Below are 25,589 nucleotides of genomic sequence, written 5' to 3'. Positions count from 1 at the left end.
GGACACATGCCGGAGACTGCTGCCACAACGATCGAGGGCGCGCCGTTCCGCGCCTTGATCATGCAGATCGAGCCGCAATGGATCGACTACAACGGCCACCTCAACATGGCCTATTACAACGTGATGTTCGACCGCGCGATCGACCAGATGTGGCTGACGCTTGGGATCGGGCCGGGCTACATGAAGGAGCGCGGCGGCTCGACCTTCACCGCGGAATGCCATGTGCGGTATTTGCGCGAAATCCACCTCGGTGATCCCGTGCAGGTCTCGGTCTGGCTGCTGGAAGCCGACGACAAGCGGCTTCACACCTTCCAGGAGCTGCGGCACGCGACCGAAGGCTGGTTGTCGGCAACCTCCGAAAACATGTCGCTGCACATCGACATGGGCTCACGAAAGGTGGCGGCGTTTCCGCCAGACATTCGCGAGCGCATTGCGGCGGTGGTCAAGGCTCATAGCGCCATGCCGCGGCCCGAGGGCATCGGACGGAACGTGGCGATGCCCTCGAAGCGGTAAGGGTCTAACCTCCTCATCCTGAGGAGCCCGCAAAGCGGGCGTCTCGAAGGATGCAAGGCCACAGCCGGGCCTTCATGGTTCGAGACGCGCGTTCCGCGCTCCTCACCATGAGGATCACATGGCTAAACCCTGTTACGACCCCGTGCCAGACCGACAACGGCCGAGACCAGGAACAGCACGACCGCGATGAAGAAGATGATCTTGGCGATTTCGATCGACGCGCCGGCGAGGCCGCCAAAGCCCAGGATACCGGCGATCAAGGCGATAACCAGAAACGTCACAACCCAGCTAAGCATGATCCGAACCTCTGTTTCGATGTCTGTCTGCGATCGGCGCGGCTGACGCGCCTCACTTGCAGAACCAATCGCCAACTCGGAACAATGGTTCCGGGCCGCTGGGGCCGGAAATTCGCCTGACCCGCAGGAACAAATTGGCTTTCCGCGCACGTGGAAAACCCCCGTCCGCGGCCCCATATAGGGACCAATCCCTGTTAAGAAGGCTGCCCTTTCACCACCCCGCGGTGCCAACGTGGGGCAAATGATTCGCATGACCGAGCCGAGCAAGATCACGTCCCAGAGCGTCCCCGACCACCAGCCCGCAGCCGGCGGCATCGCCGCGCGTGCGCGCGCCTCGGTGGGCCCGCAATACCTGTCCGGGCTCAATCCGGAGCAGCGCGAGGCGGTGGAGACGCTGGACGGCCCGGTTCTGGTGCTGGCCGGCGCCGGCACCGGCAAGACCCGCGTGCTGACCACGCGCATCGCCCATATCCTGAGCCAGGGCCGCGCCCGCCCCTCCGAAATCCTGTCGGTGACCTTCACCAACAAGGCCGCGCGCGAGATGAAGCATCGGCTCGGCCAGATGCTCGGCCATGCGGTGGAAGGGATGCCGTGGCTCGGCACCTTCCACTCCATCGGCGGACGCATCCTGCGCACCCACGCCGAACTGGCGCAGCTCAAGTCGAACTTCACCGTGCTCGACGTCGACGATCAGGTGCGGCTCTTGAAGCAGCTGCTGCAAGCCGACCACATCGACGACAAGCGCTGGCCCGCGCGCATGCTCGCCGGCCTGATCGACGGCTGGAAGAACCGCGGCCTGACACCGTCGCAGGTGCCGTCGGGCGAAGCCGCCGTGTTCGCCAACGGCAAGGGCGGCAAGCTCTATGCGAGCTACCAGGAGCGGTTGAAGATTTTGAACGCCGCCGATTTCGGCGATCTGCTGCTCGAGGACATCCGCATCTTCCGCGAGCATCCGGATATCCTGCGGCAGTATCAGCAGCGCTTCAAATTCATCCTGGTCGATGAGTATCAAGACACCAACGTCGCGCAGTATCTGTGGCTGCGGCTATTGTCGCAGGCACCGACGAAGCCAACCTCGCCCACTGTCATTCCGGGGCGGCTCGAAGAGCCGAACCCGGAATCCGGAGATGAGTCTGCCGTTCGAGATTCTCAGGTGCGCGATCGCGCACCGGAGTTCGATGCTACGCATCGCCCCGGAATGACGGAACTCGCTGCCCCCCACGTCAAGAACATCTGCTGCGTCGGCGATGACGACCAGTCGATCTATGGCTGGCGCGGCGCGGAGGTCGACAACATCCTGCGCTTCGACCATGATTTTCCCGGCGCCAAGGTCATCCGCCTCGAGCGCAACTACCGCTCGACCGGCCACATCCTCGCCGCCGCCTCGCACCTGATCGCCCACAACGAGGGCCGGCTCGGCAAGACGCTGCGCACCGAGGACCATGACGGCGAGAAGGTCACGGTGACGGGCTCGTGGGATTCGGAAGAGGAAGCCCGCGGCATCGGCGAGGAGATCGAGCAGATCCAGCGCCAGGGCGACAAGCTCAACGAGATCGCGATTCTCGTTCGCGCCTCCTACCAGATGCGCGAGTTCGAGGACCGCTTCGTCACGCTCGGCCTGCCCTATCGCGTCATCGGCGGCCCGCGCTTCTACGAGCGCGCCGAAATCCGCGATGCGTTGGCCTATCTGCGCGTCATCAATTCACCGGCCGACGATCTCGCCTTCGAGCGCATCGTCAACACGCCCAAGCGCGGCCTTGGCGATGCCACCGTGCAGATGCTGCACGATCACGCCCGCAAGCGCCGCATTCCGCTGTTCGAAGCGGCGCGCGCGGTGGTCGAGACCGACGAGCTGAAGCCGAAGGCGCGCGGCTCGTTGCGCGACGTCGTCGCCCAGTTCGACCGCTGGCGCGCCCAGCGCGAGGTCACGTCGCACACGGATCTCGCCCAGATCGTGCTCGACGAGAGCGGCTACACCGAGATGTGGCAGAAGGACCGTTCGGCCGACGCCGCGGGCCGGCTCGAAAACCTCAAGGAGCTGGTGCGCTCGATGGAGGAGTTCGAGAACCTGCAAGGGTTTTTGGAGCACATCTCGCTGGTGATGGACCGCGACAGCGGCGCCGATGAGGACGCGGTGTCGCTGATGACGTTGCATTCGGCCAAGGGGCTGGAATTCGACAACGTGTTCCTGCCGGGTTGGGAAGAAGGCTTGTTTCCGAGCCAACGGACGCTGGACGAACAGGGCCGCGCCGGCCTTGAGGAAGAGCGCCGGCTCGGTCATGTCGGCCTGACCCGGGCCCGCCGCCGCGCCAAAATCTATTTTGCCACCAATCGGCGGATCCATGGCACCTGGTCGACCACGATCCCCTCGCGCTTCCTCGACGAATTGCCCGCGGCCAATGTCGAGATCACGGAATCCAAGGGCGGCTCGGCCTGGGGCGGCACTGGCGGCTACGGCGCCTCCCGCTTCGACGACATGGAAGCGTTCGGCTCCACCTATTCGACCCCCGGCTGGCAGCGCGCCCAGGCCAATCGCAATCGCGGCGGCGGCGGGGGCGGCAATGGCGGCCGCGGCAGCTTCGAGGAACAGGCCTCGTCGTTTTCGTCCCAGTCGTCCTCGCCCGATTTCGGCAGCTTCTCCTCGCGCCGTCGGGGGCCCCTGACGATCGAGGGCGAGCTGGTGGCCAAATCCACCGGCACGACCTCGGAATTCTCGCTCTCCGACCGCGTCTTCCACCAGAAATTCGGCTATGGCCGCGTCACCAAGATCGACGGCAACAAGCTCACCATCGCCTTCGACAAGGCGGGGGAAAAGAAGGTCGTGGACAGTTTTGTGCAGCGGGCGTGAGGCCTGCATGCCGCACTACATTGCCATCATCGAGGACGCCGGCCCGGACGAAGCCGTCGGCGTGTGGTTTCCCGACCTGCCCGGCTGCATTTCCGGCGGCGACGACGTCGATGAGGCCCTGGAGAATGCGCCCGAGGCACTCGCGTTCTATGCACAGGAACTGATCGCGGACGGCCGCCAGCTTCCCCCGCCGCGGACATTGGACGAGCTCAAGGCCGACCCTGATGTGGCCGACGACCTCGCGAAGCACACGGTCGCCCTGATCGAATGGCCGCCCCTCACTGAGGCCACGGAGTGAGGACTGTTCGCCGCACTGGTCGGACTCTCGACACTTCTCGCCCGAACGCCTCTTGACCCCCGCGAACTTCCCCGTATCAGATGCGGCCATGGTCCGGGGCTCCATCACACTGATCTTGCTGGCATTGGGTATGCCGTCGCTTGCGGCGGCGGAGACCATGAGCTTTGGCGATGCGATCGGGCTGCTGGCGAAAAGTTGCGGCGCGGAAATCGTCGCCAATTGCCGCGGCGTCAACCCGGATTCGACCCGCCTGAAGGAGTGCCTGTCGCGCAACCGCGACGTGCTCTCGCAGCAGTGCCAGAGCGACTATCTCGGCGCCTTCGATGCGATCCAGAAGCGCGTCGCTGCCCGCGTCACGGTGGCGAACGCCTGCCAGCGCGAGATCGTCAAGGTCTGCGGCGGCTCGACCAAGGAGACCAGCAAGGCGGTCCCCTGCCTGATCTCGACGCCCAAGGGCATCAGCAACAACTGCCTGAAGGCCGTCGACGACGCGGGGTATCGGTGATGCCAGCGAACAGGCTTACCACCGCCGGAATATGCATCGCGCTTGGCCTCGCTTTGCTCGCGGGCACAGCCGAGGCGCAGACGGCGCCGCCGACCCGCGACGACATCGTCGGCAAGCTCAACCATTTCGAACAGCCCGCCGAGATCGATATCCCCGCGCTGAAGCTGCAGGTGATGGAGCGGGCCAAGGCCAGGATCAAGAACGATCCGGGTCCGGTGAACCGGCCGTTGATCGCGCCTGATCTGGCCAGTTTGCCGACGTTCACCGCGCAGATCCAGTTCGACGCCGACACTCCGATCATCCAGCCGGCGTCCTACCAGACCGTCGGCCGCCTCGCCGACGCGCTGGTCCATGCCGCGCTGCTGCCCTACACGTTCCTGATCGTCGGCCACGTGGAATCCAACGCGAAGACGCGCGAGGCCAACGCGATCCTGAGCCAGCGCCGGGCGGACGCGATTCGCGACGTGCTGGTGAACACGTTCAAGATCTCGACCAAGCGGCTGCATCCGATCGGCCTCGGCGAGGAGCAGTTTCTCGACCGCGCCAAGCCAAGCTCAGTCGTCAACGGCCAGTTGCAAATCCTGACCTATGCCAAGGTACCGGAGGAAGCGCCTGCGCATCCGGCTGCGACACCTGCGCCTGCGGCGAAAAAGCCCGCTAGGAAGCACTGAGCGGACGCGCCACGGCGCCCGACGGAACCCTTTGAAGTCCCGATCGTTTTGTGACCTGTCTCACAGCGCGACAGCGCGGCTTCGCGCGACAATCGCGCCGGTTTGTGCACCGCCCTATCAGGTGCTATACGCTTTTTTCGTCCTCCCCGACCCCATGCTGCACGAGACCGAGATGGCCAGTTATTTTCAACACCAACTGGCCGACTACGTCGAATATCATCGCGATCCCTGGAACTGCGCGATGCACGTGGTCGGCATCCTCTTGCTCTTCACCGGTGCTGTGCTGCCGCTGACGCAGGTGCATTTCCCGCTGTTCGGGATCGAGGTCAGCCTGGCCGTAATTCTTGCCCTGCCGGTGCTGGTCTACTGGCTGATGCTGGACGCCGGGATCGGGCTCGGCATCCTCGCCGCGATGATCATGCTGCTTTTGGTCGCAACCGCGATCGGCAATCAGGTCTCGATCGTCATGATGTGGTCGATTTTTGCGGTGCTGATCGGACTTGGCGTCACTGCGCAGATCGTCGGCCACAAGGTTTTCGAGGAGCGGCAGCCGTCGATGGTCGACCACCCCACGCATTTCCTGCTTGGACCGATGTTTGTCATGGCAAAATTATTCATTGCATTGGGCTTCCGTCGCGACCTTGCCGCGATTCTGGCGCCTGTTCCGACCAATTCCCTTTCAACCCGATAGTTCTAGACGCGAAACAGCAAACCTTCTGCATGGCTCTCGTACTGGTTACCGGTGGCAGCGGCTTCATCGGACATCATCTCGTAGAAGCGCTCCGCGCCCGTGGGCAGCGGGTGCGTGTTCTCGATGTTCGTGCGCCGGCCACGCCGTATGCCGACGTTGAATATGCCCGTGGCTCGGTGCTGGACGGCGCCGCGGTCGGTGCCGCGATGGCGGGTGTGGATCAGGTCTATCACCTCGCCGGCCTGCCCGGCATGTGGGTCGCCGACAAGCAGGCCTTTCACGATGTCAATTGCCGCGGCACCGAGATCATGCTCGCGGCCGCGATGAAGCGCGGGGTCTCGCGCTTCCTGCACTGCTCGACGGAATCGATCCTGTTCCCCTATTCCGACCTCAACGGTGTTCCCGCCGAAGAGGCGCTGCAGCCGGCCGATGCGATGCCGGGCGCCTACACGCGGTCGAAATCGCTGGCCGAGCATTGCGCCGCGAAAGCCGCAGCCGCAGGCTTCCCGCTGGTGATCGGCACCCCGACCATGCCGATCGGTGCCGCCGATCATAATCTGACGCCGCCGACCGCGATGCTGTGGTACTTCCTGCAGAAGAAAGTGCAGCCGCATCTCGACTTCCCGGTCAATCTCGTCGACGTCCGCGACGTCGCCATGGGCCTCGTGCTGACCATGGAACGCGGGCGTAACGGCCAGCGCTACATCCTCGGCGGCGACTGCGTCAGGCTCGGCCAGATTCTGCGGATGATGTCCGCGATGAGCGGCCGCCGGCAATTCCCGGTCGTCGTTCCCGGCAAGATGGCCGAGCTGTCGGGCATCATGCTCGAATATCTCTCCGATCGTATCACGCGCCGGCCGCCCAACGGCACTGCCGAGGGCGTGCGCATCGCGCTCGCCGCTAGCGACCTCTCGATCGGCAAGGCGCGCACCGAGCTCGGCTACGCGCCGCGCCCGATCGAGCCGGTCCTGCGCGAAACCATCACCCATCTTCTCGCCCGCGGCGGCGCGCTTGCCTCCGGCGCCATCGAGCATCACGCGCTCTCCTCGCGCGCCAGCTGAGCTGCCGCCCAACCCAAAGAACCTTTCCGCATGTCCTTCGATTTCAGCAAGCTTCTCTCGGTCGCCTGGGGTGGTTGGACCACGACCTGGCCGACGCAACTGCTCGCCCTGATCTGGCTCGCCTGGCTCGCAAGCTGGGTCGGCGCCTCGTTCTGGCAGGGCCGTACCCAGAAGCAGGTGATGACGCTGGAGTCCGGCCGCTATCGCATCCCGATCCTGGTCGGCGGCATCCTGTTCACGCCCTGGACCGCCGAGGTGCTCGGTGAGAAGCCGCTCTGGGTGTTCAGCAATAGCGCCGTCTACGTCGTGGCGCTGATCGTGCTGGCCGGCATCTCCTTCACATGGTGGGGACGGCTGCATCTCGGACAGTTCTGGTCCAACACCATCACCCACAAGCAAGACCACCGCGTCATCGACACCGGCCCGTACGGCATCGTGCGCCATCCGATCTACACCGGCCTGATCCTCGGCATGCTGGTGACCGGCATCGCGGTCGGCACGGTCACTGCGATGCTCGGCGCGATCCTGATCTCGCTCGGCATGTGGCAGAAGGGCCGAATGGAAGAAGTGTTCCTGTCCAAGGAGCTCGGCGAAGACGCCTACGGCGCTTATTGCCGCCGCGTGCCGATGATCATCCCGTTCCTGTCGCCGCGGTAAGAGCGGGTATCGCTTCAACGCTGTCATCGCAAGCGTAGCGCAGCTGCACCTCCGGAGTCGTCCTGGCGAAAGCCAGGACCCATTACCCCAGGGAGCGGTTTGGCGAGGATTGCCCGGAACTGAGGTCGCACGCAATCGATGGATTCCGCGGTATGGGTCCTGGCTTTCGCCAGGACGACGTTGAGGAAGCTGTGTGCGCAACACATCGGCCCCCTGCTGCCAGGAACCCCTGCTGCCTGCGCCCGTTAGCCCCTCGATACCTGCCACCACTCGCAGAGCATCGAGCCATGTCCGACGCCTACGATTATTTTCGCGAGCACGCGATCGCCGCCGTCCGCAAGGCGCGGGCGCTGCCGCCCGGGCGGCCGAAGCAGAAGCAGCGCACGGTGGCGCGCGTCTATCATCTCCTGTCCAGGGAGGCCGCGCTGGCGCCGAACGTTCATCATCTGGATGATTTCCGCACGGCGCGACGGCTAGAGCAACAGATCGGCCGCTGATCCCCGGGCAGCCTGCCGGGATTCGTCCCATGCAAATTCGAACGGCTGCCATTCCACGGGAATAGAGCCCCGCGGCGCTCCACACAGGTTGACGTCTGGCCCGTCAGCCCGTTGGATGCGCGCGCAAATAGGGGCCTCTCATGACGTTTTCCAGCATCTTTGCGCAGTTCGTTGCGCTTCTCGGCGGCATCGCCCTGCAATGGCGGAAGCTGTCGGGCACCGTGCCTGCGCCGGCCTGGGGCCAGTCGCCCGCTATTCCCGAAGCCAAGCCGCAGGGCGCCATCCCGACACTGAAGATGCCGACGGCGCGGGGCTGGAGCGAAGGACAGAAGCCGACGGTCGCACCCGGGCTCAAGGTCAATGCGTTCGCGACCGGCCTCGACCATCCGCGCTGGATCGAGGTGCTGCCCAATGGCGATGTGCTGATCGCGGAGGCGACGCAGATCGCGGGGGCGCCGCGGTCCGTGTTTCATTACGCGATGCAGGCAACGATGCGGCGCGCCGCCGCGCTCGGCGTCAGTGCCAACCGCATCACGCTGCTGCGCGACAAGGATGGCGACGGCGTCGCGGAGTATCGCGGCGCGTTCATGGAAAATCTCAGCCAGCCGTTCGGCATGGCGCTGGTCGGCGACACCTTCTATGTCGGCAACACCGACGGCGTGATGGCCTTCCCGTACGTGGCGAACGCCGATCGCATTACCGCGCCGGGCAAGCGCCTCACCAATTTCAAGCCAAGCGGCCACTGGACCCGCAGCCTGCTCGCAAGCCCCGACGGCAAAAAACTCTATGCCGGCGTCGGCTCGCTCAGCAACATCGCCGAGATGGGCATGGAGGTCGAGGAAGGCCGCGCCGCGGTCTACGAACTCGACCTCGTCGCCGGCACGCACCGCATCTTCGGCGCCGGCCTGCGCAATCCCGTTGGTCTTGCCTGGGAGCCGACGACCGGTGTGCTTTGGACCGTCGTCAACGAGCGCGACGGCCTCGGCGACGAAACGCCGCCGGACTATCTGACCTCGGTGCGCGACGGCGGCTTCTACGGCTGGCCCTATTGCTACTGGGGCAAGACGGTTGACGAGCGCGTGCCGCAGGATCCGGCGATGGTCGCCAAGGCGCTCACGCCGGACTACGCGCTCGGCGGCCACACCGCTTCGCTCGGCCTGTGCTGGATGCCGGCGGGCACGCTGCCTGGCTTCCCCGACGGCATGGCGATCGGCCAGCACGGCTCGTGGAATCGCAGCACGCTGTCTGGCTACAAACTGGTGTTCATCCCGTTCGAGAACGGAAAGCCTTCGGGTCCCGCACGCGACATCCTGTCCGGCTTCCTGGCACCCGACGAAAAGGAATCCTACGGCCGCCCGGTCGGCGTCGTGATCGGTCCTGACAAGAAGTCGCTGCTGATGGCCGACGACGTCGGCAATGTGATCTGGCGTGTCACCGGCGCTTGAAGGTTATGTTCCAACACTGAGCGTGGCGCGCTGCTTGCGGAGCAGGGCGATCACGGACAGCGCCGTAATCAACCCGGTCTTGGGATTCTCGGACGGGATATTCTCGATTGACATCGAGAAGCGCGCCGAATCCGCCTCGACCTCGATGCGGTGAACATTGCGCGTCACGGTCGGGTCGGCCCAGATTTGCACCTGGGTGCGATCCGGCCCGACGCCCGCGAGCGACAGCGCGACCGCGACGTTGAGATTGGCCGGAAAGCCTTTTGCGGCCTCGCGCGCCGTGCCTTCGAACAGCTTCAGCGGCTCGCGCAGATTGTCGATATCGATGTTGTTCTGGACGATGAACGGCGCGCCCTTCAAGCCGTCGATCGGCTTGCGCGTCACCATCCTCACCGAATGAATGGTGCCGATCGCAGCCGCGTTGACGGCGTCGAGTCCGATCAGCGCGCCGGTCGGCACGAGGATGCGGCCGCCATTGGCGCGGGCGAGATCGACAAGATCGAAATTGTCGAGCAGCCCGCCGACACTGACGACGACCGCGGCCCTGCCGCGTTTCACCGCGGGCTCGACGATCGCACGCAGTTGGCTGCTCGGCGCGCATTCGACCACGATGTCGGCGGCGTCGCCGAGTTGGTCGAGCGGCAGGACGGATGGCGGACGACGCAGGCTGGCGAGGAACGTCTGATGCTTTGCGGGATCGCGCACCGCCACGGCAGAGAGCGTCAATCCTTCGATGCCCTGATCGAGCGCGGTCGCGATCTTGGTGCCGATCGAGCCGAGCCCCGCGATGGCAACCCGCAATTCGTTCGAAGCTCTCCGTTCCGTCATCGCATCACCCTTCTCGCCCAGCCGATGTCATAGCGCCTCAGGCGTCCCGCGCATAGCTGCGCAGGCGCGCCTCGAGCACGGACAGCATCGCGTCGCGGGCCGGGTCACGCGAGCCGCGCAGCCATGCGGCAGCGAGCGGCAGCCGGCCGACGGGTCCGATCTGCTTTGGCCGCAGCGGCACGAAGCGCACGCCGGATACCGCCATCCGGGTGGACCAACGCGGCACGATTGCGACACCGAGCCTGGTTGCGACGAGATTGATGATGGTCTGCTTCTCGTCGGCGACCTGCACGATGCGCGGCGTGAGGCCAGCCTGCTCGAACAGTTTCATGGTGAGGTCGTGGCTGTGCGGCCGCGAGCGGCGATCAGGCACCAGCATCGCCTCCTCGGCAATCTCAGCCAGCGTGATCGACTTGCGTTTGGCCAGCGCGTGGCGCTGCGGGAATGCCACGATGGCTGTTTCCTGCAGCAGATCGCGGAATTCAAGCCGCTTGTCCGGCTGGGCCGGCGGACGCACGAAAGCGAGATCGAGCGCACCGGTCAGGATCTTTGGCAGCAGCCGGACGGTCTTGTCCTCGAGAAGCTGCACCGCAATGTCAGGATGTTTTGCACGGAAGTCGCGCAAGAGCGCCGGCAACAACCCGGCCGCAGCACTGTCGATGGCGCCGACCCGGAGTTTTCGAGCAGCCCCTGCGCGCGTGCGATTGCGCAGATTGCTCTCGACCGCCTCGACGCGGGCGAGGATGGCACGGGCATCGCGCAGCAGCATTGCGCCATCTTCCGTCAGCGACACCGCCCGCGTCGTCCGCGCGAACAGCCGCGTATCCAGATCCTGCTCCAGCAGCTTAATCTGGCGGCCGAGTGCGGAGGGCAGCATCTGGAGATGCTGCGCCGCGCGGCCGAAATGCAACTGCTCGGCCGCCGCCACGAAGCATCGCAACTGATGCAATTCCATTCACCGGTCCTCTGATCCTGTGACGGAATTATATCATTTTTTTGTATAAACCAGTGTCGATTGAGTCCCTGCCCCTCCCCGCCTAGGTTCCGTAGCGTCACGCAATCCCACCGACATCTGGACGGAGCACTTCATGCGCACCCATTCGATTGCAGCGATCCCCGCCGACGGCATCGGCCCCGAGGTCATCTCCGCCGGCGTTCGCGTGCTGGAGGCGCTGGCCAAACGTAGCGGCGATCTCGCCTTCAACATCAAGACGTTCGACTGGGGTTCGGACTATTACAAGAAGCACGGCGTCATGATGCCGGCCGACGGCCTCGCGGAGCTCAAGAAATTCGACGCGATCTATTTCGGCGCGGTCGGTGCGCCCGACGTGCCCGATCACATCACGCTGTGGGGCCTGCGGCTACCGATCTGCCAGGGCTTTGACCAATACGCCAATGTGCGGCCGACCAAGATCTTGCCGGGCGTCGCCTCGCCGCTGCGCAATGTCGGCGTCGGCCACCTCGACTGGGTGATCGTGCGCGAGAATTCGGAGGGCGAGTATGCCGGCATGGGCGGCCGCGCCCACAGGGGTCTCCCGGAAGAGGTCGGCACCGAGGTCGCGGTGTTCACCCGCGTCGGCGTGACGCGGATCATGCGCTATGCATTCGAGCTCGCCCGGTCGCGTCCGCGCAAATTCCTGACCGTGGTGACCAAGTCGAACGCGCAGCGCCATGGCATGGTGATGTGGGACGAGATCGCCGCCGAGGTCGCGGCCGAATTCCCTGATGTGACCTGGGACAAGATGCTGGTCGACGCCATGACGGTGCGCATGACGCTGCATCCGAAGAGCCTCGACACCATTGTCGCGACGAATTTGCACGCCGACATCCTCTCCGACCTCGCCGGGGCGCTGGCGGGCAGCCTCGGCGTCGCGCCGACCGCCAATATCGATCCGCAGCGCCGCTTCCCCTCGATGTTCGAGCCGATCCACGGCTCGGCCTTCGACATCACCGGCAAGGGCATCGCCAATCCGGTCGCGACGTTCTGGACCGGCGCGCAGATGCTGGAGCATCTCGGCGAGAAGGACGCGGCGGTGCGGTTGATGGCGGCGGTGGAGAAAGTATGTGCAGCCGGCGTGCTGACGCCCGATGTCGGTGGCACGGCGACGACGAAGGACGTGACGGACGCCGTGATCGAGGCGATCCACGGATCGAACGCGTAGTCCGAGGTGCGTCTCCCTCCCCGCCCGTTCTTGCGGCGAGAGGGTTAGGGAGGCGCGGGGGATTCCAAAAAATTTTGGACCCCCTCTTGAAACCAAAACAGGCTTTTTTTATTTTTCCGCTGCCGCCGAGAGGTGGCGTTCCCGACGCCTGGTGGGTCGGGAAGCTGAGACGGGCACCGGTCGTGTCCGGTGTCGTTCGTATCCATTTTGCTCCTTGGAGGATCTGGCTATGCGCACTTACGACTTCTCTCCCTTGTGGCGTTCGACCGTTGGTTTCGACCGCCTTTTCGACCTCGTTGAAACGGCACAGCGTGCCGGCGAGGACAACTATCCCCCCTACAACATCGAACGCATCGGCGAGGATCGCTACCAGATTTCGCTTGCGATTGCGGGCTTTGCACCCAACGAGGTCGCGGTGACGGCCGAGCAGAACGCGGTGACCGTCGAGGGAAACAAGCCGGACAGGACCGAACGCGAATATCTCTACCGGGGCATTTCCGCGCGGCCGTTCAAGCGGCAGTTTAACCTGGCCGATTATGTTCAGGTGCACAGCGCCTCGTTCGAGAACGGCCTGCTCAAGATCGAACTGGTCCGGGAAATCCCTGAAGCCATGAAGCCGCGGCGAATTGCCATCAATGCCGCGCCGTCCGGCAACGTGCATCAACTCGAGGGCAAAGCCGCCTGAATTTGGTCTGTCGGAGACCCGGTGATTCCGCCCGATCGTCGGGCGGGATCGACCATGGCCTTCGACCGCGCACCCGAATGCAAGTCAGAGGTTTAAAGAAAGGAGGAGGACCTCTCATGCTCGATCATGTCGACAACATCATCGATCTGAATGCGATATTGCACCCTGGCTCTGTCTATGATCATCCCCGCGACGTCCTAGCCGATCCAAGTCTGTCGATCGGCGAGAAGCGTGCAATCCTCGCGTCCTGGGCTTCGGACGCAGCCAGTATCGCCTCGAGTCCGGCATTGCGCGAACTGCCCGGCTCGGGCAAAGCCGTCACCATCGACGAAATTCTGGAAGCGCTCGCGAGCCTCGACCACCATCCGAAAGGACCTCCGGGTGGCAAGCCGGTCCGCACGCGATCGGTCGAACGAACCGGCCTCGCAGCCTAGGCAACGACAGCTCGACGGGGATTGCGATGAGGGTTGATGAAGAGCTGGCCTTGTTGCGCGGCCACCGCAGCAACATCAGCCGCTATCAGCGGCTGCTCAAGACCGAGCTGACCGAGTTCGAACGGCGGTTCATCGAGAGACGTGTGTCCGAGGAGCGCTCGGCGATCGAGAAGCTCGCGGTCTCCGCCTTTCCGCTCACCTTTCAGGCTCCGAACCGGGCAATGGGGAACGCAATCACGCGCCCGACGGCGAGCAGCCACGGCTAATCGACATGCCCGAACAGCTCCCGACATTCGAAGCGTTCCTGAAGAAATGCGGTCGCAGGACGTGGCGGTGGCGTGTCTGCACGACGGAAGGGCGCCTGGTCATGCACGGCTTCGAAAATGGCCGACCCGCTGCCAAATATGCGGCTGAAAGAGCATTGTTTCTGATGCTTCTCGCCGCGCCCTATCGCCCGGCGGGCCGGGCTTCCACCACGGCTCGCTCCTCCTTGGCGACATCCGCATCAAGATGGCTGCCGCGGCACAAGATGCGTGAATGACAGAGGCCGCGAGGGATGGTGCCTGGCAGCAGCCAAGCTCCATCCCGGCCAACTCCGTTGCTGACCGCTTACCGCCGTCCCGGCGGTGGCGTCGCCATGGCGGCTGTCGGGTCCGGCGGCGTCAGGTGGCGCGGGACGATGATGGACTGGCCGGGGGTAAGCGTTGCGTTCTCCGGCAACGAATTGCTCTGCGCCAGCGACCACAACGGCACGCGATTGGCTGCCGCGATGCTCTCCATGGTGTCGCCCCGGCGCACCGGTAGTCGCACGCCACTGTCCCACAATTCGACCAGCGTATTCGCCGGCACGAGATAGCGTAGCGGCACGGCATCCACCTGCGTCTGGGGCGGGATGCGCGGCAACTGCGTGACCATATCGACGATCTGACGGTGGATGTCGTCGGACTTCTCGATGTTGATGTGGCTGACCCGCGCGTTCTCCTTCAGGTCATAGCTCGCATAGTGACCGCGATAGCCCGGCACCGCGACCACGTTGCCGCCGCCGAGCACGCTGTCGGAGAGATAGATGTTGATGAAGCGCTCGACATTGAGCGGCACGTCGCCGGTCGCGTGCGCGGGATCGATGGTGATGACGAGGCTGATCGGGATGTTCTCCTTGGCCGCCATCTCCGAGATGACGATCGAGCAAAGCCCGCCCATCGAATGCCCGATCAGCACGATCGGCGCCGGCGTTTCCTTGTAGCTGGAGATGGCGCGGTCGCCGATCCATCGGCAGATGGTGAATTCATAGACGTTGGCCGAAAAGCCGGCCTGCGTCAGCTTCTCTTCGAGCCGGTCCATGCCGGTGGAGAAGAACGGCCCCATGGCGCCCCGAAACAGGTAGATTTTCGGCGGCGGCAATGGCTCAAACGGTACGGGCGGTGGTGCGGCGGGTGCGGCCGCGGCGGGCTTCGTCTTGGCAGGTGAGGCAACGGCCGTCCCGGTGCTTAAGGCGAGCAGCGCAACGGCTGCCAGCGCGAGAAGTCGCCTCAAATCGATCATCAGTCCAGCAGTCCCACTCCGGGAGGCTGCAGCCTCCCCCAAAGGCGCTTAGTGACGGCCGATTGGGTGGAATTTGGGGCACGGAACCGGGGCTCGATCCGCGCTCATTCCAGCATCTCGACACCCAATCACTGCACGCTCTTGAGCCTGCTGCGGTGGGCAGCCTGTTTCGCGCGGTTGCCGCAGACCGCCATGATGCACCATCGCCGCGCGCGCCTGCGCGTGTGGTCGGCGAACAGCATGGTGCAGTTGTGCCCCTCGCACGCCTTGACGTTGGAAAAGTCCTCGTCGCATACGAACTTCGCCATGGCTTCGCCAACCGGCAGCAATAGCGCTTCCGGCGAGCGCCAGCGCCGTTTCATTCGCAATGCGAGAGCGCCGCCATCGTGAGGCCCGGGCTCGATCCGGCTGAAGGCTTCGTCGCGCTCCAGCAGGCTGTTCAATGGACCGAGCTCGCGCAATGCATCCCTCGTGAGCGGCCGGCCCGCATGCTTGCGCACGAATCCCCTGAACCATTCGCGCAAGGCGCGCGCCTGATCCGCGACCTTGTCCAGCTCGTCCGGCGTGGCGCGGGCCGTCAGCGCGTGCAGATCATCCGGCGGCACCAGCTTTGCCTGCGCCAGCCAGTCGATCAGGCCATGACCACCGTCGATCCAGTCCACCGGCGTATCGACCGGTGTCGCCACCGAGTTGAGAAAGTCGAGGCCGAGCGAGTCGGCGATGAACATGGCGGGCGCGCGATCCATGAGCGGTCCTTGGCCGGTCGGGAGAACATGGACCTACATAACCGGTTAAGGCGCCATTGACAAGTTACGACGATTGGACGTAACCTCTTAGCTAGCTTTAATAGGGTTACTACCAATGGAGAAGGTCATGTCAATCACGTACCGCAGCGCGGATGTCGACGGATTCAGGGTGGCCTATCGCGAGGCCGGCACTGTCGGAGCGCCAAAACTCATGCTGCTTCACGGCTTCCCCAGCGCAGGCCACATGTTTCGCGACCTCATTCCGCTGCTTGCGGACAGGTTTCATATCGTGGCGCCCGACCTTCCCGGCTTCGGCCAATCCGGCATGCCTTCGCGCGAAAGCTTCCGTTACACGTTCGATAGCGTCGCACGCGTGATCGAACGCTTCACCGAGGTGATCGGCTTCGACCGGTTCGCGGTCTACGTCTTCGACTACGGCGCGCCGACTGGTTTCCGGCTTGCGCTCAGCCACCCCGAGCGGATCACGGCGATCATCTCGCAGAACGGCAATGCCTATGAGGATGGCCTTAGCGACAACTGGACTCCGCTCAAGGCCTATTGGCAGGATCCCTCGCCGGCCAATCGCGACGCGCTGCGCGCGCTCCTCACGCCGGAAGCCACGCGCTGGCAGTACACGCATGGTGTTTCCGATCCGATGACCGTGTCACCGGATGGCCAGAACCTCGACAATTTCTACCTTGCGCGCCCGGGCTCGGACGACGTGCAGCTCGACCTGTTCGGCGACTACAAGAGCAACGTCGCGCTCTACCCCGCCTTCCAGGACTATTTCCGCAAGCACAAGCCGCCGTTCCTGGCGGTCTGGGGCAAGAACGATCCGTTCTTCATTCCGCCCGGCGCCGAAGCGTTCAAACGCGACAATCCGAATGCCGTGGTGCAGTTCTTTGACACCGGTCATTTCGCGCTGGAGACGCATGCGAAGGAGATCGCGGACAGCATTCGCGCGTTCCTGACGTAACGGGGGCCGTCCTGCGCGATGTTTACGCCGCCAAGCTCTGCTGATCGCGGAATGCGCTGATCGCCATGTGGACGAGATGCAGCTTGCCCTTGACCGCCGGCGATATGTCGAAGGGATATGCGTCGCTCATCCCAAGCGAGCGGTTGAGTTCGTTGATGCTGCGGGCAAGCGGCATCCACAGGGCCAGGAGTGCCCCGAAGTCGCTCTCGAGATAGGGATCCGTCAGGGTCTGGCGGGCGCGCTCGTCCAGCGACAACGGCAAACCTGCCAGCGAGTCGAGCGTCGACACAATGTGCAGGAAATGCGCGAACGTTTCCGCCCAATCCTCCCAGGGGTGGGACGTGGCGTACTCGCTGATGAAGCCGCTCCGGTCGTATGAACGGTCGGCGCGGCTGTAATAGGAGTTGATCGCGGCCTGATAGTCCTGCGCCTGGTCACCGAAGATCAGCTTGAACGGGGCCTGGAATGTCGTGCCGTCAACGAGCAGGTCCCAATAGAAGTGACCGATCTCGTGCCGGAAATGTCCGAGCAGCGTGCGGTACGGCTCCCGGAATGCCACGCGGCGAGATTCTCGTTCGACATCGTCGGCCTCGGCAAGGTTGAGCGTGATCAGGCCCGAGAGATGCCCGGTCAGGATCGGACTGACCTCGTCCGAGAGAATGTCGAAAGCCAATGGTTCGCCGCTGCGCGATGCGAGCGGAAGCCTGAGGCGGCTGAGATCATAGAGAAGACGGCGCTTGGCTTCCTCCATGCGGCGCCAGAGCATGACGTTTCTGGTGCTGCCGAGGTTCGGAATCGTGCGCGTGAGGCGACACGAGCCGCAATACCAGTCCGCGCCCTCGACACACCGGTTGCAGCCGATGATCTCGCGGTTACGGCAAGCTTGATGGGATGCAAGTTTCGTCATCTCGATACGCGAGGAATCGAACGCCAGCTCGGTGCTGCAATTCGCGCACGCGACGTGCTCGAACGAGACAGGATGGCGGCATGACGGGCACTGAAAAAACTTCACGTGGACTGGCCCCAGACAGACGGCACACCGGAACACCGGCCTGTCAGTTCGAGGAACTCTTAACTCTTGCGACCATCGCGGTTGCCGGCGAGCAACGCCCGCTGCGTTCGCAGCGCGTGCTGTCTCAACAGGCCAGCTCGCGTCGCGCTCAACTGGCTCGATTGAGGCTGCGGCTTTTTCTCAAGGACGTTTTCGGAAACAGGGCGACCGGCCCACGCCCGCTCGGGCTGAACCGCCATGGGGCCGACGTTTCGTTTCCTTGTCATAGTGTGACAACACCAGATCGGGTGCCGAGTTCCCTTCCTCCGACGCGGCAGGTGATCGAGTTTGGCTCTGCAGATACGACAATGCCGCCGTCTGCATGACGGCGGCATTGTCAATTCAGCGGCTTGCGGCGAAGGCTTAGTTCCGGGGAGCCGTTGCCGCCGCCGACCGCGCCGGCCTGGGCGCGCCGGGTTCGGCAACCGGAGCCGGTGCGCGCGAGCGCATGATTGCGGCGTCGATCTCGGCGATCACGCGGCGCTGGATCGCTTCGTTCTTGTCGATCGAGATGTGGCCGACACCGGAGCCGCGGACGTCGACATTGTCGAGCTTGCCGCGAAAACCGTCCGCGCGCTTCACCGGCTCGCCGGGGCCGTCGCCAATATAGATGTTGATGTAGCGTTCGGCGCCGGTCGACAGTTTGGTCTTGAACACGGAGTCGAGCCCGATCGCGAGCTTCACGGGCACGCCAAGACGGTTGAGCTTGGCGATCATGTCCGGCAGCGCGGTTGCGCCGGAGGAGTGCCCGACCAGCACAATGGTCTTGATCCGGCCGGCCTTGTAGGCGGTGGCGGCCTCATCCGCGAGCGAGGACCACGACACGAAATTCGCGACGGTCACCGGGATGCCCTGCGCCTGGAGCCGGGCGCCGATCGTGTCGAGCCCGAGCGAGAAGATGTTGAGCACGCCGCGGAGGAGGTAGACATGCGTGGTCGCGACCGCAGCCTGGCTCGGCGCCGCCTTGACGGTGGTCGGGCTGATGGCAACAGCTGACAGCAGAAGCAGGCCCATCGCCCATGCACGGAGGGCGGACAACTGGCTGGTGCCGGCGGTGTGACGGCCGTTCGGTCTCATCGATCTTTTCCCTGGGAATATGCTTCGGCCGGAATCGTAGCCATGGCCTGCTCGCAGACGCAACAAAGAGCCGCGTGAACGACGATCTTAGCAGCAAGCCGTGACCATCGCGCAACACTTGCTCGAAACCGGCCACGGAAGGGCCTGTTTTGAGGCCATTTTTCTCCGGCTAATTGCAGCCGGGCAAGGGCATTCCTATCTCAGGGCTCCGCTGACCCGTCCTCCCGGCAGGTTCCAGCCTCCCCTCCCCAGCCTTCGCCCCCCTCAGACTTGCGGCCATCATGTCCTCCATCATTTCCGTCGCCAATTTGTCGAAGACCTATGGGTCCGGCTTCAAGGCGCTCAAGAACGTCAATCTCGACATCAAGCGCGGCGAAATCTTCGCGTTGCTCGGCCCCAACGGCGCCGGCAAGACCACGCTGATCTCGATCATCTGCGGCATCGCCAATCCGAGCGAAGGCAAGGTCCTGGTCGGCGGCGAGAACATCCAGACCTCCTATCGCAAAGCGCGCTCGCTGATCGGGCTGGTGCCGCAGGAATTGCACACCGATGCCTTCGAGAGCGTGTGGGCGACGGTGAGCTTCTCCCGCGGGCTGTTCGGCAAGCCGAAGAACCCCGATCATATCGAGAAGGTGCTGAAGGACCTCTCGCTGTGGGACAAGAAGGACAGCAAGATCATCACGCTTTCCGGTGGCATGAAGCGTCGCGTGATGATCGCCAAAGCGCTGTCGCACGAGCCGCAGATCCTGTTCCTGGACGAGCCCACCGCCGGCGTCGACGTCGAGCTGCGCAAGGGCATGTGGGAGGTGGTGCGCACGCTCCAGCAATCCGGCGTCACCATCATCCTGACCACGCACTACATCGAGGAAGCCGAGGAGATGGCCGACCGCATCGGCGTCATCAACAAGGGCGAGATCGTGCTGGTCGAGGACAAGGCGACCTTGATGCAGAAGCTCGGCAAGAAGCGGCTGACGCTGCATCTGCAAGGCAAGCTCGATGCGCTGCCGGAGAGCCTCAGGCATTACGAACTCGACCTCTGCGACGGCGGCGCGACGCTGGTCTACGACTACGACACCAAGGGCGAGCGCACCGGCATCACCAGCCTGCTCGGCGACCTCCGCACCGCCGGCATCCGTTTCAACGATCTCGACACGACGCAATCGTCGCTCGAGGATATCTTCGTCGACCTCGTGAGGGCGTCATGAACTACCGGGCTGTCCGCGCCATCTATCTGTTCGAAATGGCGCGCACCTGGCGCACGCTGCTGCAAAGCATCGTCTCGCCGGTGGTCTCGACCTCGCTGTATTTCGTGGTGTTCGGCGCCGCGATCGGCTCGCGCATCAGCCAGGTCGAGGGCGTCAGCTACGGCACCTTCATCGTGCCGGGCCTGATCATGCTCTCGGTGCTGACGCAGAGCATCGCCAACGCCTCGTTCGGCATCTACTTCCCGAAATTCACCGGCACGATCTACGAGATCCTGTCGGCGCCGATCTCCTATTTCGAGATCGTGCTCGGCTATGTCGGCGCGGCTGCGACCAAATCGATCATCCTCGGCCTGATCATCCTCGCCACGGCCGGCCTGTTCGTGCCGCTGCACATCCATCATCCGGTCTGGATGCTGGCCTTCCTGGTGCTGACGGCGGTGACGTTCAGCCTGTTCGGCTTCATCATCGGCATCTGGGCCGACGGGTTCGAAAAGCTGCAGATGATCCCGATGCTGGTGGTGACGCCGCTGACCTTCCTCGGTGGCAGCTTCTATTCCATCGATATGCTGCCGCCCGCCTGGCGCACGGTGGCGCTGCTCAATCCGGTCGTCTATCTGATCTCCGGCTTCCGCTGGAGCTTCTACGAGATCGCGGACGTCAGCGTATCCGTGAGCATCGGCATGACGACGGCGTTCCTGGTGATCTGTCTGGTCGTGATCTGGTGGATTTTCCGCACGGGGTATCGGTTGAAGAACTGACCCCGGCCGTCATTCCGGGGGCACGCGCGCGCCCCGGAATCGCCAGGGGTTACCGATAGCAGTGGAAGCGGTTGTATCCGTCGTAATAGCCGCGGCAGCGGCGGTGGCCGCGATGGGGAATGCCGAACACACCCTCGACTGCTCCCACGGCCCCGCCAACGCCGGCGCCGACCGCGCCACCGACCACGCCGCCGACAGGACCGGCGATACGGTTGCCTTCATAAGAACCTTCCTGGGCGCCGCGCACGATGCCCTGCGCGTGCCCGGCATGTGGCAGCGACAACAGCGCCAGCGCCATGGCGGCGGCTGCAAACAGCAGGCGGACGGGCAAACCGGCCGGCAATGACGCGGCGGTGATACGGGCTTTGTTCATTTTCGGTCCCAGGGACGGTGTAAGGGGCAATTGGCGGCGAACGCCGCCTGTCGAGGCAGGCATCTTCAACGCCGGGCGCGGCCAAATGGTTGCGCCTTTGTGACGAATTGTCGGCGTTGTGAACGCGTGCCCGCTCGCGAAAATGTCAGCATCGCCACGGGCGGCGCGGCACAAAGCGGCCTTGCTAACGCCCGCCGTCACGTTAACGATGGCCGGGCAGGCCGCTGGAACGAAAGCCGGATTGCAGGCATATTGCACGCCGGGGGACGGAGAGCCGCGGCGCCTAGCGTGAACAGGCCGGAGGCCAGAACTCAGATGCGTTCGTTTTTTATTGCTTTCACCTCCCTGATGCTTTTGAGCGCGGGCGCCGCGCAGGCCAAGGTCGAGATCACCGTCGACAAGGACAATCAGCAGATGACCGTCGCCGTCGACGGCATCGCGCGCTATCACTGGCCGGTGTCGACAGGCATCCCCTCCCGCGAGACGCCGAACGGCGCGTTCCGTGCCTTCCGCATGGAAGAGGACCACTACTCCAAGGAATTCGACGACGCGCCGATGCCGCATTCGATCTTCTTCACCAAGATCGGGCACGCCATCCACGGCACAGACTCGGTCGGCCGGCTCGGCACACCGGCGTCTCATGGCTGCGTGCGGCTGTCGCGGCAGAACGCCTCGACGCTCTACGCGCTGGTGCAGCAGCAGGGCGTGCTCAACACCACGGTGACGCTGACCGGCTCGTCGCAGGTGGCGCTCGCCCGCAACCCGCGCGGCCGCAACCCCACGGCTGTCGCCCGCGCACCGCAGCCGACCGAGGAGCAGTACGCCACATCAGGCGACCCCGTGAATCTCGCACCGACGGCCCAGCCCGCCCGCCGCTACATGCCCCAGGACGACAATTACATCTATCCAGCCGATGGCAGCGACACCGGCACGCGCTACCCGGCGCCGCGTGGCAGCCGCCCGCTCTATGACGCGCAGGTCTACCAGCAGCAGCCGCAGCAATATTACAATCAGGGCAACGGCACCTATTATCAGCCGCAGCCCCGGCAGGTTTACCAACCGCGTGGCTATTACTACCAGAACTGACGCTATCTGGACGCGGCGTTGCCGGGCAATCAAATCAGAAAGCCGCTGCCGCGACGGGCGCTTGCCGCAGTCGACCGCAGGAAATAGCGCCGGCCTGTGCACGGATTGGGCACCGGCCGACGCAAGGAAGCAACAGTCCACAACCTTCGACGCGGCGGCGTTCCGGCCAAATTGACAACCAGGGGGTCGCCCGTATTGTCGTTCCCATTGTTTCTGGGACATGACATGACACGCGAGCAGATTTCGGATTTCTGCGTTACCGCCCTGGCAAATATCCTGCGAATTTCGAGCGACCGCGTCGACATCGGCACGAAATTCAGCCGCCTCGGGCTCGATTCGGCGATGCTGGTCTACCTGATGATGGAACTCGAGGAGAAGCTCGACCTCGAACTATCGACGGACGACTTCTACGACCATCCGACCGTTGAGGCGCTGTCGCGATTTCTCGCCGACAAGCGCGCAATCCGCCCCGCCGCCTGAAGGCGGCTGAAGCCGGCGCAACCCATGGAAACCTTCCGCTCGCTCGTGGCACTGCTGGCCCGGCGTGCGGCGGAGCAGGCCGACGACCGCGTCTATGTCTTCGTCTCCGATCGCGGGATGGAGGAAGCTGCCCTCAGCTTTCGACAGCTGCACGATGCCGCGGGCGCGCTCGCGTTGCGACTGACCGTGGCCGCGCGTCCCGGCGACCGCGCCATCCTGGTGTTTCCGCCCGGCATCGAGTTCATGGTGGCGTTCTTCGGCTGTCTGATGGCCGGCATCATCGCCGTGCCGATGATGATGCCGCGGCGAAACAGCGCGCGCGATGCCAGCGCCGCGATCCTCGCCAATTGCACGCCGGCGGTGGCGCTGACCAATTCGGCCGTCGCGCTCCGTGGTGATCTGCGGGCACGCTTCGCGCATGAGAACATTCGCTGGATCGAGGTCGATCTCGCCGCGGACGATGGTGAGACAATCGAACTACCCGAGCCGGCGCCGGACGACATCGCCTTCCTGCAATACACCTCCGGCTCGACGTCCGCGCCCAAAGGCGTGATGGTGAGCCACGCCAATCTGCTCGCCAATCTCGAGATGATCCGGCTCGCGCTCGGCAACACCCGGCAATCGACTTACGTCAATTGGGTGCCGCTCTATCACGACATGGGGCTGATCCTGAACGCACTGCAGGCGCTCTATGTTGGGGCGACCTGCGTGCTGATGGCACCGAATGCGTTCATGCAGCGGCCACTCGGCTGGCTGCGCGCGATCTCGCATTTTCGCGCGGAAGTGGCGTGCAGCCCGAATTTCGGCTTCGATCTCTGCGTCAGCCGCTATCGCGCCGACCAGATGGAGGGCGTCGACCTGTCCTCGCTCAGGATCGCGCTGAACGGCGCAGAGCCGGTGCGTGCGGAAACCATCGAGCGGTTCGTCCAGACATTCGCGCCCCACGGCTTCGATCCGCGCGCGATGTATCCCGCCTACGGAATGGCGGAAGCGACACTCCTGATTTCCGGCGGACGCCGCGGCGGAGGTCATGTCACACGCAGCCTGAGCCGCACGGCGCTTCAGGCGCATGCGGCGGAAGCGCCTTCCAGCGCCGAAGACACGCAGATCGCCGTCGGCTGCGGGCGCGCGCTCACCGGCGAACGGATCGCGATCGTGGACCCGGACAATCGGACGCGCCTGCCCGCGGACCGCGTCGGTGAGATATGGGTGAACGGGGCCAATATTGCCCGCGCCTATTGGCGCAACGACGAGGCGACACGCGAGGGGCTCAATGCGCAGATTGCCGGCGAAGCCGGGGCGTGGCTGCGCACCGGCGACCTCGGCTTCATCGACGTGACAGGCGAATTGTTCGTCACGGGCCGGATCAAGGACCTCATCATCGTCCGCGGCATCAACCATTATCCCCAGGACGTCGAGCGCACCGTGCAATCGCTTGATGGAGCGTTGCGCGAAAATTGCGGCGCGGCGTTCTCGGTGCCGGACGAGACCGGCGAAGAGGCACTCGTCATCGTCCAGGAAATCGAGCGCACCGCGCGTCACTCAATCGACACCGAAGCGATCAAGGGCCGGATTCGCGAGGCCATCGCCGACAACCACGAACTCTCCGCGCGCCACATCGCGCTGATCCGGCCCGGCACCCTGCCGAAGACCACCAGCGGCAAGATCCAGCGCAAGCTGGCACGCAAGCTCTGGCTCGATGGGGGATTCGAGCAGCTCGGCTGAGACGGTTCAGAAATCGATCTTCGCGCTCTCCCCATCGCGCAGGCTCGCAGCGATCCCCTGCTCGATCTTGCGCGCGAGGATGGGGCGATAATGGATAAAGTCGGCAAAATTGGTGCGGTCGCGCGTGAGATCGTTGTCGACGCGATAGCTGATGAAATTGCTGCGCGGTCGGCCCGCGACCACTTTCTTCAGCGCGGCGTCGCAGGCGCGGCGCTCCAAGGCGGCTTCCGTGCCGGACTTCGGCACGGTGGTCGCTAAGGTCGGCGGCACGATGATGACGACGGGCACATCGGCCGGCAATGCCCTGACAATATCTGCCATCGCTGCGATCTCGGGGAATGTCGCCCGCATCTCCGCGGACAAGGACGGCACCGGATCCCTGGGCCAGCCGACTTCCTTGAATTGGCCCGGCGGCCAGATGTCCTCGTAGCTGACAAAGCCGTCAGGATTCATCCGTGGTCGCCGGCCAAGGCCGATGCTGATGCGTTGAAAGGCGTGCTCGATCGCCTGCCAGGAGATCAGCCGTGCGGCGTAGGTGACGACGCTTCTGTCATAGAGCCAGTCGGGAAACGGGACGCCGCCCTCCTCCTTCGCCCGTGCATGCGTGCACCAGCCAGGGTCGGTCACGATCACCAGTGCGCCGACCTCCCGGTGATTCCGCAGGAAGAAGTCCAGCACTGCGAGCTCCTGGCGGGGAAAAGCACCGGTCATGTAGAGCTGCACGAAGCGCAGGCCGGTCGCGCGCGACAATTCCGCCGGCTCGATCATCTGCGCCGTCGAATTACCCAGGATCGCGGCATTGAAATCCGGATTCCTCGCGCGGCTCGCGGCCGTGATCTGGGTCAGACGATTGTCGACGCCCTCGATGCCGAACAGACCGAGCTTGCCGCTGTCATAGGGATCGACCGCCACCATCAGTGCGAGCACCAGCAGCGCAGCGCCGATCAGCGTGCCCAGACACGCGAGCAAGCTCCGGCCC

General features: G+C 64.4%; 29 protein-coding genes. 20 read left to right on the top strand and 9 right to left on the bottom strand.

The genetic code is table 11. The features are described from left to right. The first annotated feature begins 6 nt into the window (after positions 1-6). On the top strand, positions 7-513 hold the full coding sequence (locus ABIB90_RS16430; RefSeq protein ID WP_354201140.1) for a thioesterase family protein: 507 nt from the start codon (positions 7-9) through the stop codon (positions 511-513). 122 nt (positions 514-635) lie between these two features. Here the strand turns inward: ABIB90_RS16430 and ABIB90_RS16425 are convergent, their stop codons facing one another. Beyond that, positions 636-809, bottom strand: coding sequence for a DUF1328 domain-containing protein (locus ABIB90_RS16425; protein ID WP_007600914.1), 174 nt, complete (start codon positions 807-809; stop codon positions 636-638). A 241-nt stretch (positions 810-1,050) separates the two neighbouring features. Between ABIB90_RS16425 and ABIB90_RS16420 the strand changes: the two genes are divergently transcribed. The 9 genes from ABIB90_RS16420 (at position 1,051) to ABIB90_RS16380 (ending at position 9,482) form a co-directional block, all read left to right on the top strand. Further along, entirely contained in the window at positions 1,051-3,657 is a 2,607-nt protein-coding gene (locus tag ABIB90_RS16420) for an ATP-dependent helicase (RefSeq protein WP_354201139.1), read from the top strand. A 7-nt stretch (positions 3,658-3,664) separates the two neighbouring features. Next, positions 3,665-3,955 (top strand): type II toxin-antitoxin system HicB family antitoxin, encoded by a 291-nt coding sequence (locus ABIB90_RS16415; protein WP_007600912.1) that lies wholly within the window; start codon positions 3,665-3,667, stop codon positions 3,953-3,955. Between the two features lie 88 nt (positions 3,956-4,043). After that, complete coding sequence (locus ABIB90_RS16410; protein ID WP_007600911.1) at positions 4,044-4,460, top strand: hypothetical protein; 417 nt, start codon at positions 4,044-4,046, stop codon at positions 4,458-4,460. Continuing rightward, entirely contained in the window at positions 4,460-5,131 is a 672-nt protein-coding gene (locus tag ABIB90_RS16405) for an OmpA family protein (RefSeq protein WP_007600910.1), read from the top strand. Before ABIB90_RS16410 ends, ABIB90_RS16405 begins: the two co-directional genes overlap by 1 nt. Before the next feature lie 154 nt (positions 5,132-5,285). After that, positions 5,286-5,822 (top strand): Mpo1 family 2-hydroxy fatty acid dioxygenase, encoded by a 537-nt coding sequence (locus tag ABIB90_RS16400; RefSeq protein ID WP_354201138.1) that lies wholly within the window; start codon positions 5,286-5,288, stop codon positions 5,820-5,822. A 29-nt stretch (positions 5,823-5,851) separates the two neighbouring features. Further along, positions 5,852-6,883: an NAD-dependent epimerase/dehydratase family protein gene (locus ABIB90_RS16395; RefSeq protein ID WP_219683448.1), complete on the top strand. Its 1,032-nt coding sequence runs from the start codon at positions 5,852-5,854 to the stop codon at positions 6,881-6,883. A gap of 30 nt (positions 6,884-6,913) precedes the next feature. Continuing rightward, the gene (locus tag ABIB90_RS16390; protein ID WP_354171185.1) at positions 6,914-7,540 is read left to right on the top strand and encodes a methyltransferase family protein; all 627 of its coding nucleotides are present in this window, start codon (positions 6,914-6,916) and stop codon (positions 7,538-7,540) included. Between the two features lie 287 nt (positions 7,541-7,827). Beyond that, a complete protein-coding gene (locus ABIB90_RS16385; protein WP_007600906.1) occupies positions 7,828-8,037 on the top strand; it encodes a hypothetical protein in 210 nt (69 codons plus the stop codon). A gap of 140 nt (positions 8,038-8,177) precedes the next feature. Continuing rightward, entirely contained in the window at positions 8,178-9,482 is a 1,305-nt protein-coding gene (locus ABIB90_RS16380) for a PQQ-dependent sugar dehydrogenase (RefSeq protein WP_007600905.1), read from the top strand. Between the two features lie 3 nt (positions 9,483-9,485). Here the strand turns inward: ABIB90_RS16380 and ABIB90_RS16375 are convergent, their stop codons facing one another. Then, the gene (locus ABIB90_RS16375) at positions 9,486-10,310 is read right to left on the bottom strand and encodes an aspartate dehydrogenase (protein WP_219683446.1); all 825 of its coding nucleotides are present in this window, start codon (positions 10,308-10,310) and stop codon (positions 9,486-9,488) included. Positions 10,311-10,347: 37 nt separating this feature from the next. After that, the gene (locus tag ABIB90_RS16370; RefSeq protein ID WP_354201137.1) at positions 10,348-11,265 is read right to left on the bottom strand and encodes a LysR substrate-binding domain-containing protein; all 918 of its coding nucleotides are present in this window, start codon (positions 11,263-11,265) and stop codon (positions 10,348-10,350) included. Positions 11,266-11,398: 133 nt separating this feature from the next. Here ABIB90_RS16370 and ABIB90_RS16365 point away from each other — a divergent pair, with 133 nt between their 5' ends. The 4 genes from ABIB90_RS16365 (at position 11,399) to ABIB90_RS16350 (ending at position 13,857) form a co-directional block, all read left to right on the top strand. Next, positions 11,399-12,472 carry a tartrate dehydrogenase gene (locus ABIB90_RS16365; RefSeq protein ID WP_354201136.1) on the top strand — a complete coding sequence of 358 codons (1,074 nt, stop codon included), beginning with the start codon at positions 11,399-11,401 and terminating at the stop codon, positions 12,470-12,472. Between the two features lie 229 nt (positions 12,473-12,701). Further along, positions 12,702-13,157, top strand: coding sequence for a small heat shock protein HspD (gene hspD, locus ABIB90_RS16360; protein WP_035994254.1), 456 nt, complete (start codon positions 12,702-12,704; stop codon positions 13,155-13,157). Between the two features lie 116 nt (positions 13,158-13,273). Then, positions 13,274-13,591, top strand: a complete 318-nt coding sequence (locus ABIB90_RS16355; RefSeq protein WP_354201135.1) for a hypothetical protein — start codon at positions 13,274-13,276, stop codon at positions 13,589-13,591. 26 nt (positions 13,592-13,617) lie between these two features. Then, entirely contained in the window at positions 13,618-13,857 is a 240-nt protein-coding gene (locus ABIB90_RS16350; RefSeq protein ID WP_354171178.1) for a hypothetical protein, read from the top strand. Between the two features lie 343 nt (positions 13,858-14,200). Here the strand turns inward: ABIB90_RS16350 and ABIB90_RS16345 are convergent, their stop codons facing one another. Then, positions 14,201-15,133, bottom strand: coding sequence for a LysM peptidoglycan-binding domain-containing protein (locus ABIB90_RS16345; RefSeq protein ID WP_354201134.1), 933 nt, complete (start codon positions 15,131-15,133; stop codon positions 14,201-14,203). Between the two features lie 128 nt (positions 15,134-15,261). Continuing rightward, entirely contained in the window at positions 15,262-15,879 is a 618-nt protein-coding gene (locus ABIB90_RS16340) for a CGNR zinc finger domain-containing protein (protein WP_354171173.1), read from the bottom strand. A gap of 127 nt (positions 15,880-16,006) precedes the next feature. On the opposite strand from ABIB90_RS16340, the gene ABIB90_RS16335 reads away from it, so the two are divergent. Continuing rightward, entirely contained in the window at positions 16,007-16,855 is an 849-nt protein-coding gene (locus tag ABIB90_RS16335; RefSeq protein ID WP_354201133.1) for an alpha/beta fold hydrolase, read from the top strand. Between the two features lie 22 nt (positions 16,856-16,877). Here the strand turns inward: ABIB90_RS16335 and ABIB90_RS16330 are convergent, their stop codons facing one another. Both ABIB90_RS16330 and ABIB90_RS16325 read right to left on the bottom strand, forming a co-directional pair. After that, the gene (locus ABIB90_RS16330; RefSeq protein ID WP_354201132.1) at positions 16,878-17,867 is read right to left on the bottom strand and encodes a zinc-binding metallopeptidase family protein; all 990 of its coding nucleotides are present in this window, start codon (positions 17,865-17,867) and stop codon (positions 16,878-16,880) included. 402 nt (positions 17,868-18,269) lie between these two features. After that, positions 18,270-18,983, bottom strand: coding sequence for a hypothetical protein (locus ABIB90_RS16325; RefSeq protein ID WP_354171167.1), 714 nt, complete (start codon positions 18,981-18,983; stop codon positions 18,270-18,272). Between the two features lie 281 nt (positions 18,984-19,264). Here ABIB90_RS16325 and ABIB90_RS16320 point away from each other — a divergent pair, with 281 nt between their 5' ends. Further along, positions 19,265-20,188 (top strand): ABC transporter ATP-binding protein, encoded by a 924-nt coding sequence (locus tag ABIB90_RS16320; protein ID WP_027570727.1) that lies wholly within the window; start codon positions 19,265-19,267, stop codon positions 20,186-20,188. Continuing rightward, complete coding sequence (locus tag ABIB90_RS16315; RefSeq protein ID WP_007600888.1) at positions 20,185-20,946, top strand: ABC transporter permease; 762 nt, start codon at positions 20,185-20,187, stop codon at positions 20,944-20,946. The genes ABIB90_RS16320 and ABIB90_RS16315 overlap by 4 nt, the downstream gene beginning before the upstream one ends. Before the next feature lie 49 nt (positions 20,947-20,995). Here ABIB90_RS16315 and ABIB90_RS16310 read toward each other — a convergent pair whose 3' ends face one another. Further along, positions 20,996-21,319, bottom strand: a complete 324-nt coding sequence (locus ABIB90_RS16310) for a hypothetical protein (RefSeq protein ID WP_007600887.1) — start codon at positions 21,317-21,319, stop codon at positions 20,996-20,998. A gap of 315 nt (positions 21,320-21,634) precedes the next feature. On the opposite strand from ABIB90_RS16310, the gene ABIB90_RS16305 reads away from it, so the two are divergent. From ABIB90_RS16305 to ABIB90_RS16295, 3 genes are all read left to right on the top strand, one after another. Beyond that, positions 21,635-22,405 (top strand): L,D-transpeptidase, encoded by a 771-nt coding sequence (locus ABIB90_RS16305; protein ID WP_007600886.1) that lies wholly within the window; start codon positions 21,635-21,637, stop codon positions 22,403-22,405. Between the two features lie 225 nt (positions 22,406-22,630). Beyond that, the gene (locus ABIB90_RS16300) at positions 22,631-22,885 is read left to right on the top strand and encodes an acyl carrier protein (RefSeq protein WP_018454262.1); all 255 of its coding nucleotides are present in this window, start codon (positions 22,631-22,633) and stop codon (positions 22,883-22,885) included. 24 nt (positions 22,886-22,909) lie between these two features. Then, complete coding sequence (locus tag ABIB90_RS16295) at positions 22,910-24,610, top strand: fatty acyl-AMP ligase (protein ID WP_354201131.1); 1,701 nt, start codon at positions 22,910-22,912, stop codon at positions 24,608-24,610. Positions 24,611-24,616: 6 nt separating this feature from the next. Here ABIB90_RS16295 and ABIB90_RS16290 read toward each other — a convergent pair whose 3' ends face one another. Continuing rightward, positions 24,617-25,579, bottom strand: a complete 963-nt coding sequence (locus ABIB90_RS16290) for a hypothetical protein (RefSeq protein WP_354201130.1) — start codon at positions 25,577-25,579, stop codon at positions 24,617-24,619. Positions 25,580-25,589: the final 10 nt, after the last annotated feature.

It is taken from the genome of Bradyrhizobium sp. JR4.1 (assembly GCF_040548605.1).
GTDB classification, from domain to species: domain Bacteria; phylum Pseudomonadota; class Alphaproteobacteria; order Rhizobiales; family Xanthobacteraceae; genus Bradyrhizobium; species Bradyrhizobium canariense.
The sequence above is the reverse complement of the archived record's forward strand: the minus strand, read 5'-3'. Positions and strand labels throughout refer to the sequence as shown.

Excerpts from the sequence above, each read along its gene's own strand:
- ABIB90_RS16430 (WP_354201140.1), top strand. The coding sequence starts at position 7 with ATGCCGGAGACTGCTGCCACAACGATCGAGGGCGCGCCGTTCCGCGCC.
- ABIB90_RS16425 (WP_007600914.1), bottom strand. The coding sequence starts at position 809 with ATGCTTAGCTGGGTTGTGACGTTTCTGGTTATCGCCTTGATCGCCGGT.
- ABIB90_RS16420 (WP_354201139.1), top strand. The coding sequence starts at position 1,051 with ATGATTCGCATGACCGAGCCGAGCAAGATCACGTCCCAGAGCGTCCCC.
- ABIB90_RS16415 (WP_007600912.1), top strand. The coding sequence starts at position 3,665 with ATGCCGCACTACATTGCCATCATCGAGGACGCCGGCCCGGACGAAGCC.
- ABIB90_RS16410 (WP_007600911.1), top strand. The coding sequence starts at position 4,044 with ATGGTCCGGGGCTCCATCACACTGATCTTGCTGGCATTGGGTATGCCG.
- ABIB90_RS16405 (WP_007600910.1), top strand. The coding sequence starts at position 4,460 with ATGCCAGCGAACAGGCTTACCACCGCCGGAATATGCATCGCGCTTGGC.
- ABIB90_RS16400 (WP_354201138.1), top strand. The coding sequence starts at position 5,286 with ATGCTGCACGAGACCGAGATGGCCAGTTATTTTCAACACCAACTGGCC.
- ABIB90_RS16395 (WP_219683448.1), top strand. The coding sequence starts at position 5,852 with ATGGCTCTCGTACTGGTTACCGGTGGCAGCGGCTTCATCGGACATCAT.
- ABIB90_RS16390 (WP_354171185.1), top strand. The coding sequence starts at position 6,914 with ATGTCCTTCGATTTCAGCAAGCTTCTCTCGGTCGCCTGGGGTGGTTGG.
- ABIB90_RS16385 (WP_007600906.1), top strand. The coding sequence starts at position 7,828 with ATGTCCGACGCCTACGATTATTTTCGCGAGCACGCGATCGCCGCCGTC.
- ABIB90_RS16380 (WP_007600905.1), top strand. The coding sequence starts at position 8,178 with ATGACGTTTTCCAGCATCTTTGCGCAGTTCGTTGCGCTTCTCGGCGGC.
- ABIB90_RS16375 (WP_219683446.1), bottom strand. The coding sequence starts at position 10,310 with ATGACGGAACGGAGAGCTTCGAACGAATTGCGGGTTGCCATCGCGGGG.
- ABIB90_RS16370 (WP_354201137.1), bottom strand. The coding sequence starts at position 11,265 with ATGGAATTGCATCAGTTGCGATGCTTCGTGGCGGCGGCCGAGCAGTTG.
- ABIB90_RS16365 (WP_354201136.1), top strand. The coding sequence starts at position 11,399 with ATGCGCACCCATTCGATTGCAGCGATCCCCGCCGACGGCATCGGCCCC.
- hspD (WP_035994254.1), top strand. The coding sequence starts at position 12,702 with ATGCGCACTTACGACTTCTCTCCCTTGTGGCGTTCGACCGTTGGTTTC.
- ABIB90_RS16355 (WP_354201135.1), top strand. The coding sequence starts at position 13,274 with ATGCTCGATCATGTCGACAACATCATCGATCTGAATGCGATATTGCAC.
- ABIB90_RS16350 (WP_354171178.1), top strand. The coding sequence starts at position 13,618 with ATGAGGGTTGATGAAGAGCTGGCCTTGTTGCGCGGCCACCGCAGCAAC.
- ABIB90_RS16345 (WP_354201134.1), bottom strand. The coding sequence starts at position 15,133 with ATGATCGATTTGAGGCGACTTCTCGCGCTGGCAGCCGTTGCGCTGCTC.
- ABIB90_RS16340 (WP_354171173.1), bottom strand. The coding sequence starts at position 15,879 with ATGGATCGCGCGCCCGCCATGTTCATCGCCGACTCGCTCGGCCTCGAC.
- ABIB90_RS16335 (WP_354201133.1), top strand. The coding sequence starts at position 16,007 with ATGTCAATCACGTACCGCAGCGCGGATGTCGACGGATTCAGGGTGGCC.
- ABIB90_RS16325 (WP_354171167.1), bottom strand. The coding sequence starts at position 18,983 with ATGAGACCGAACGGCCGTCACACCGCCGGCACCAGCCAGTTGTCCGCC.
- ABIB90_RS16320 (WP_027570727.1), top strand. The coding sequence starts at position 19,265 with ATGTCCTCCATCATTTCCGTCGCCAATTTGTCGAAGACCTATGGGTCC.
- ABIB90_RS16315 (WP_007600888.1), top strand. The coding sequence starts at position 20,185 with ATGAACTACCGGGCTGTCCGCGCCATCTATCTGTTCGAAATGGCGCGC.
- ABIB90_RS16310 (WP_007600887.1), bottom strand. The coding sequence starts at position 21,319 with ATGAACAAAGCCCGTATCACCGCCGCGTCATTGCCGGCCGGTTTGCCC.
- ABIB90_RS16305 (WP_007600886.1), top strand. The coding sequence starts at position 21,635 with ATGCGTTCGTTTTTTATTGCTTTCACCTCCCTGATGCTTTTGAGCGCG.
- ABIB90_RS16300 (WP_018454262.1), top strand. The coding sequence starts at position 22,631 with ATGACACGCGAGCAGATTTCGGATTTCTGCGTTACCGCCCTGGCAAAT.
- ABIB90_RS16295 (WP_354201131.1), top strand. The coding sequence starts at position 22,910 with ATGGAAACCTTCCGCTCGCTCGTGGCACTGCTGGCCCGGCGTGCGGCG.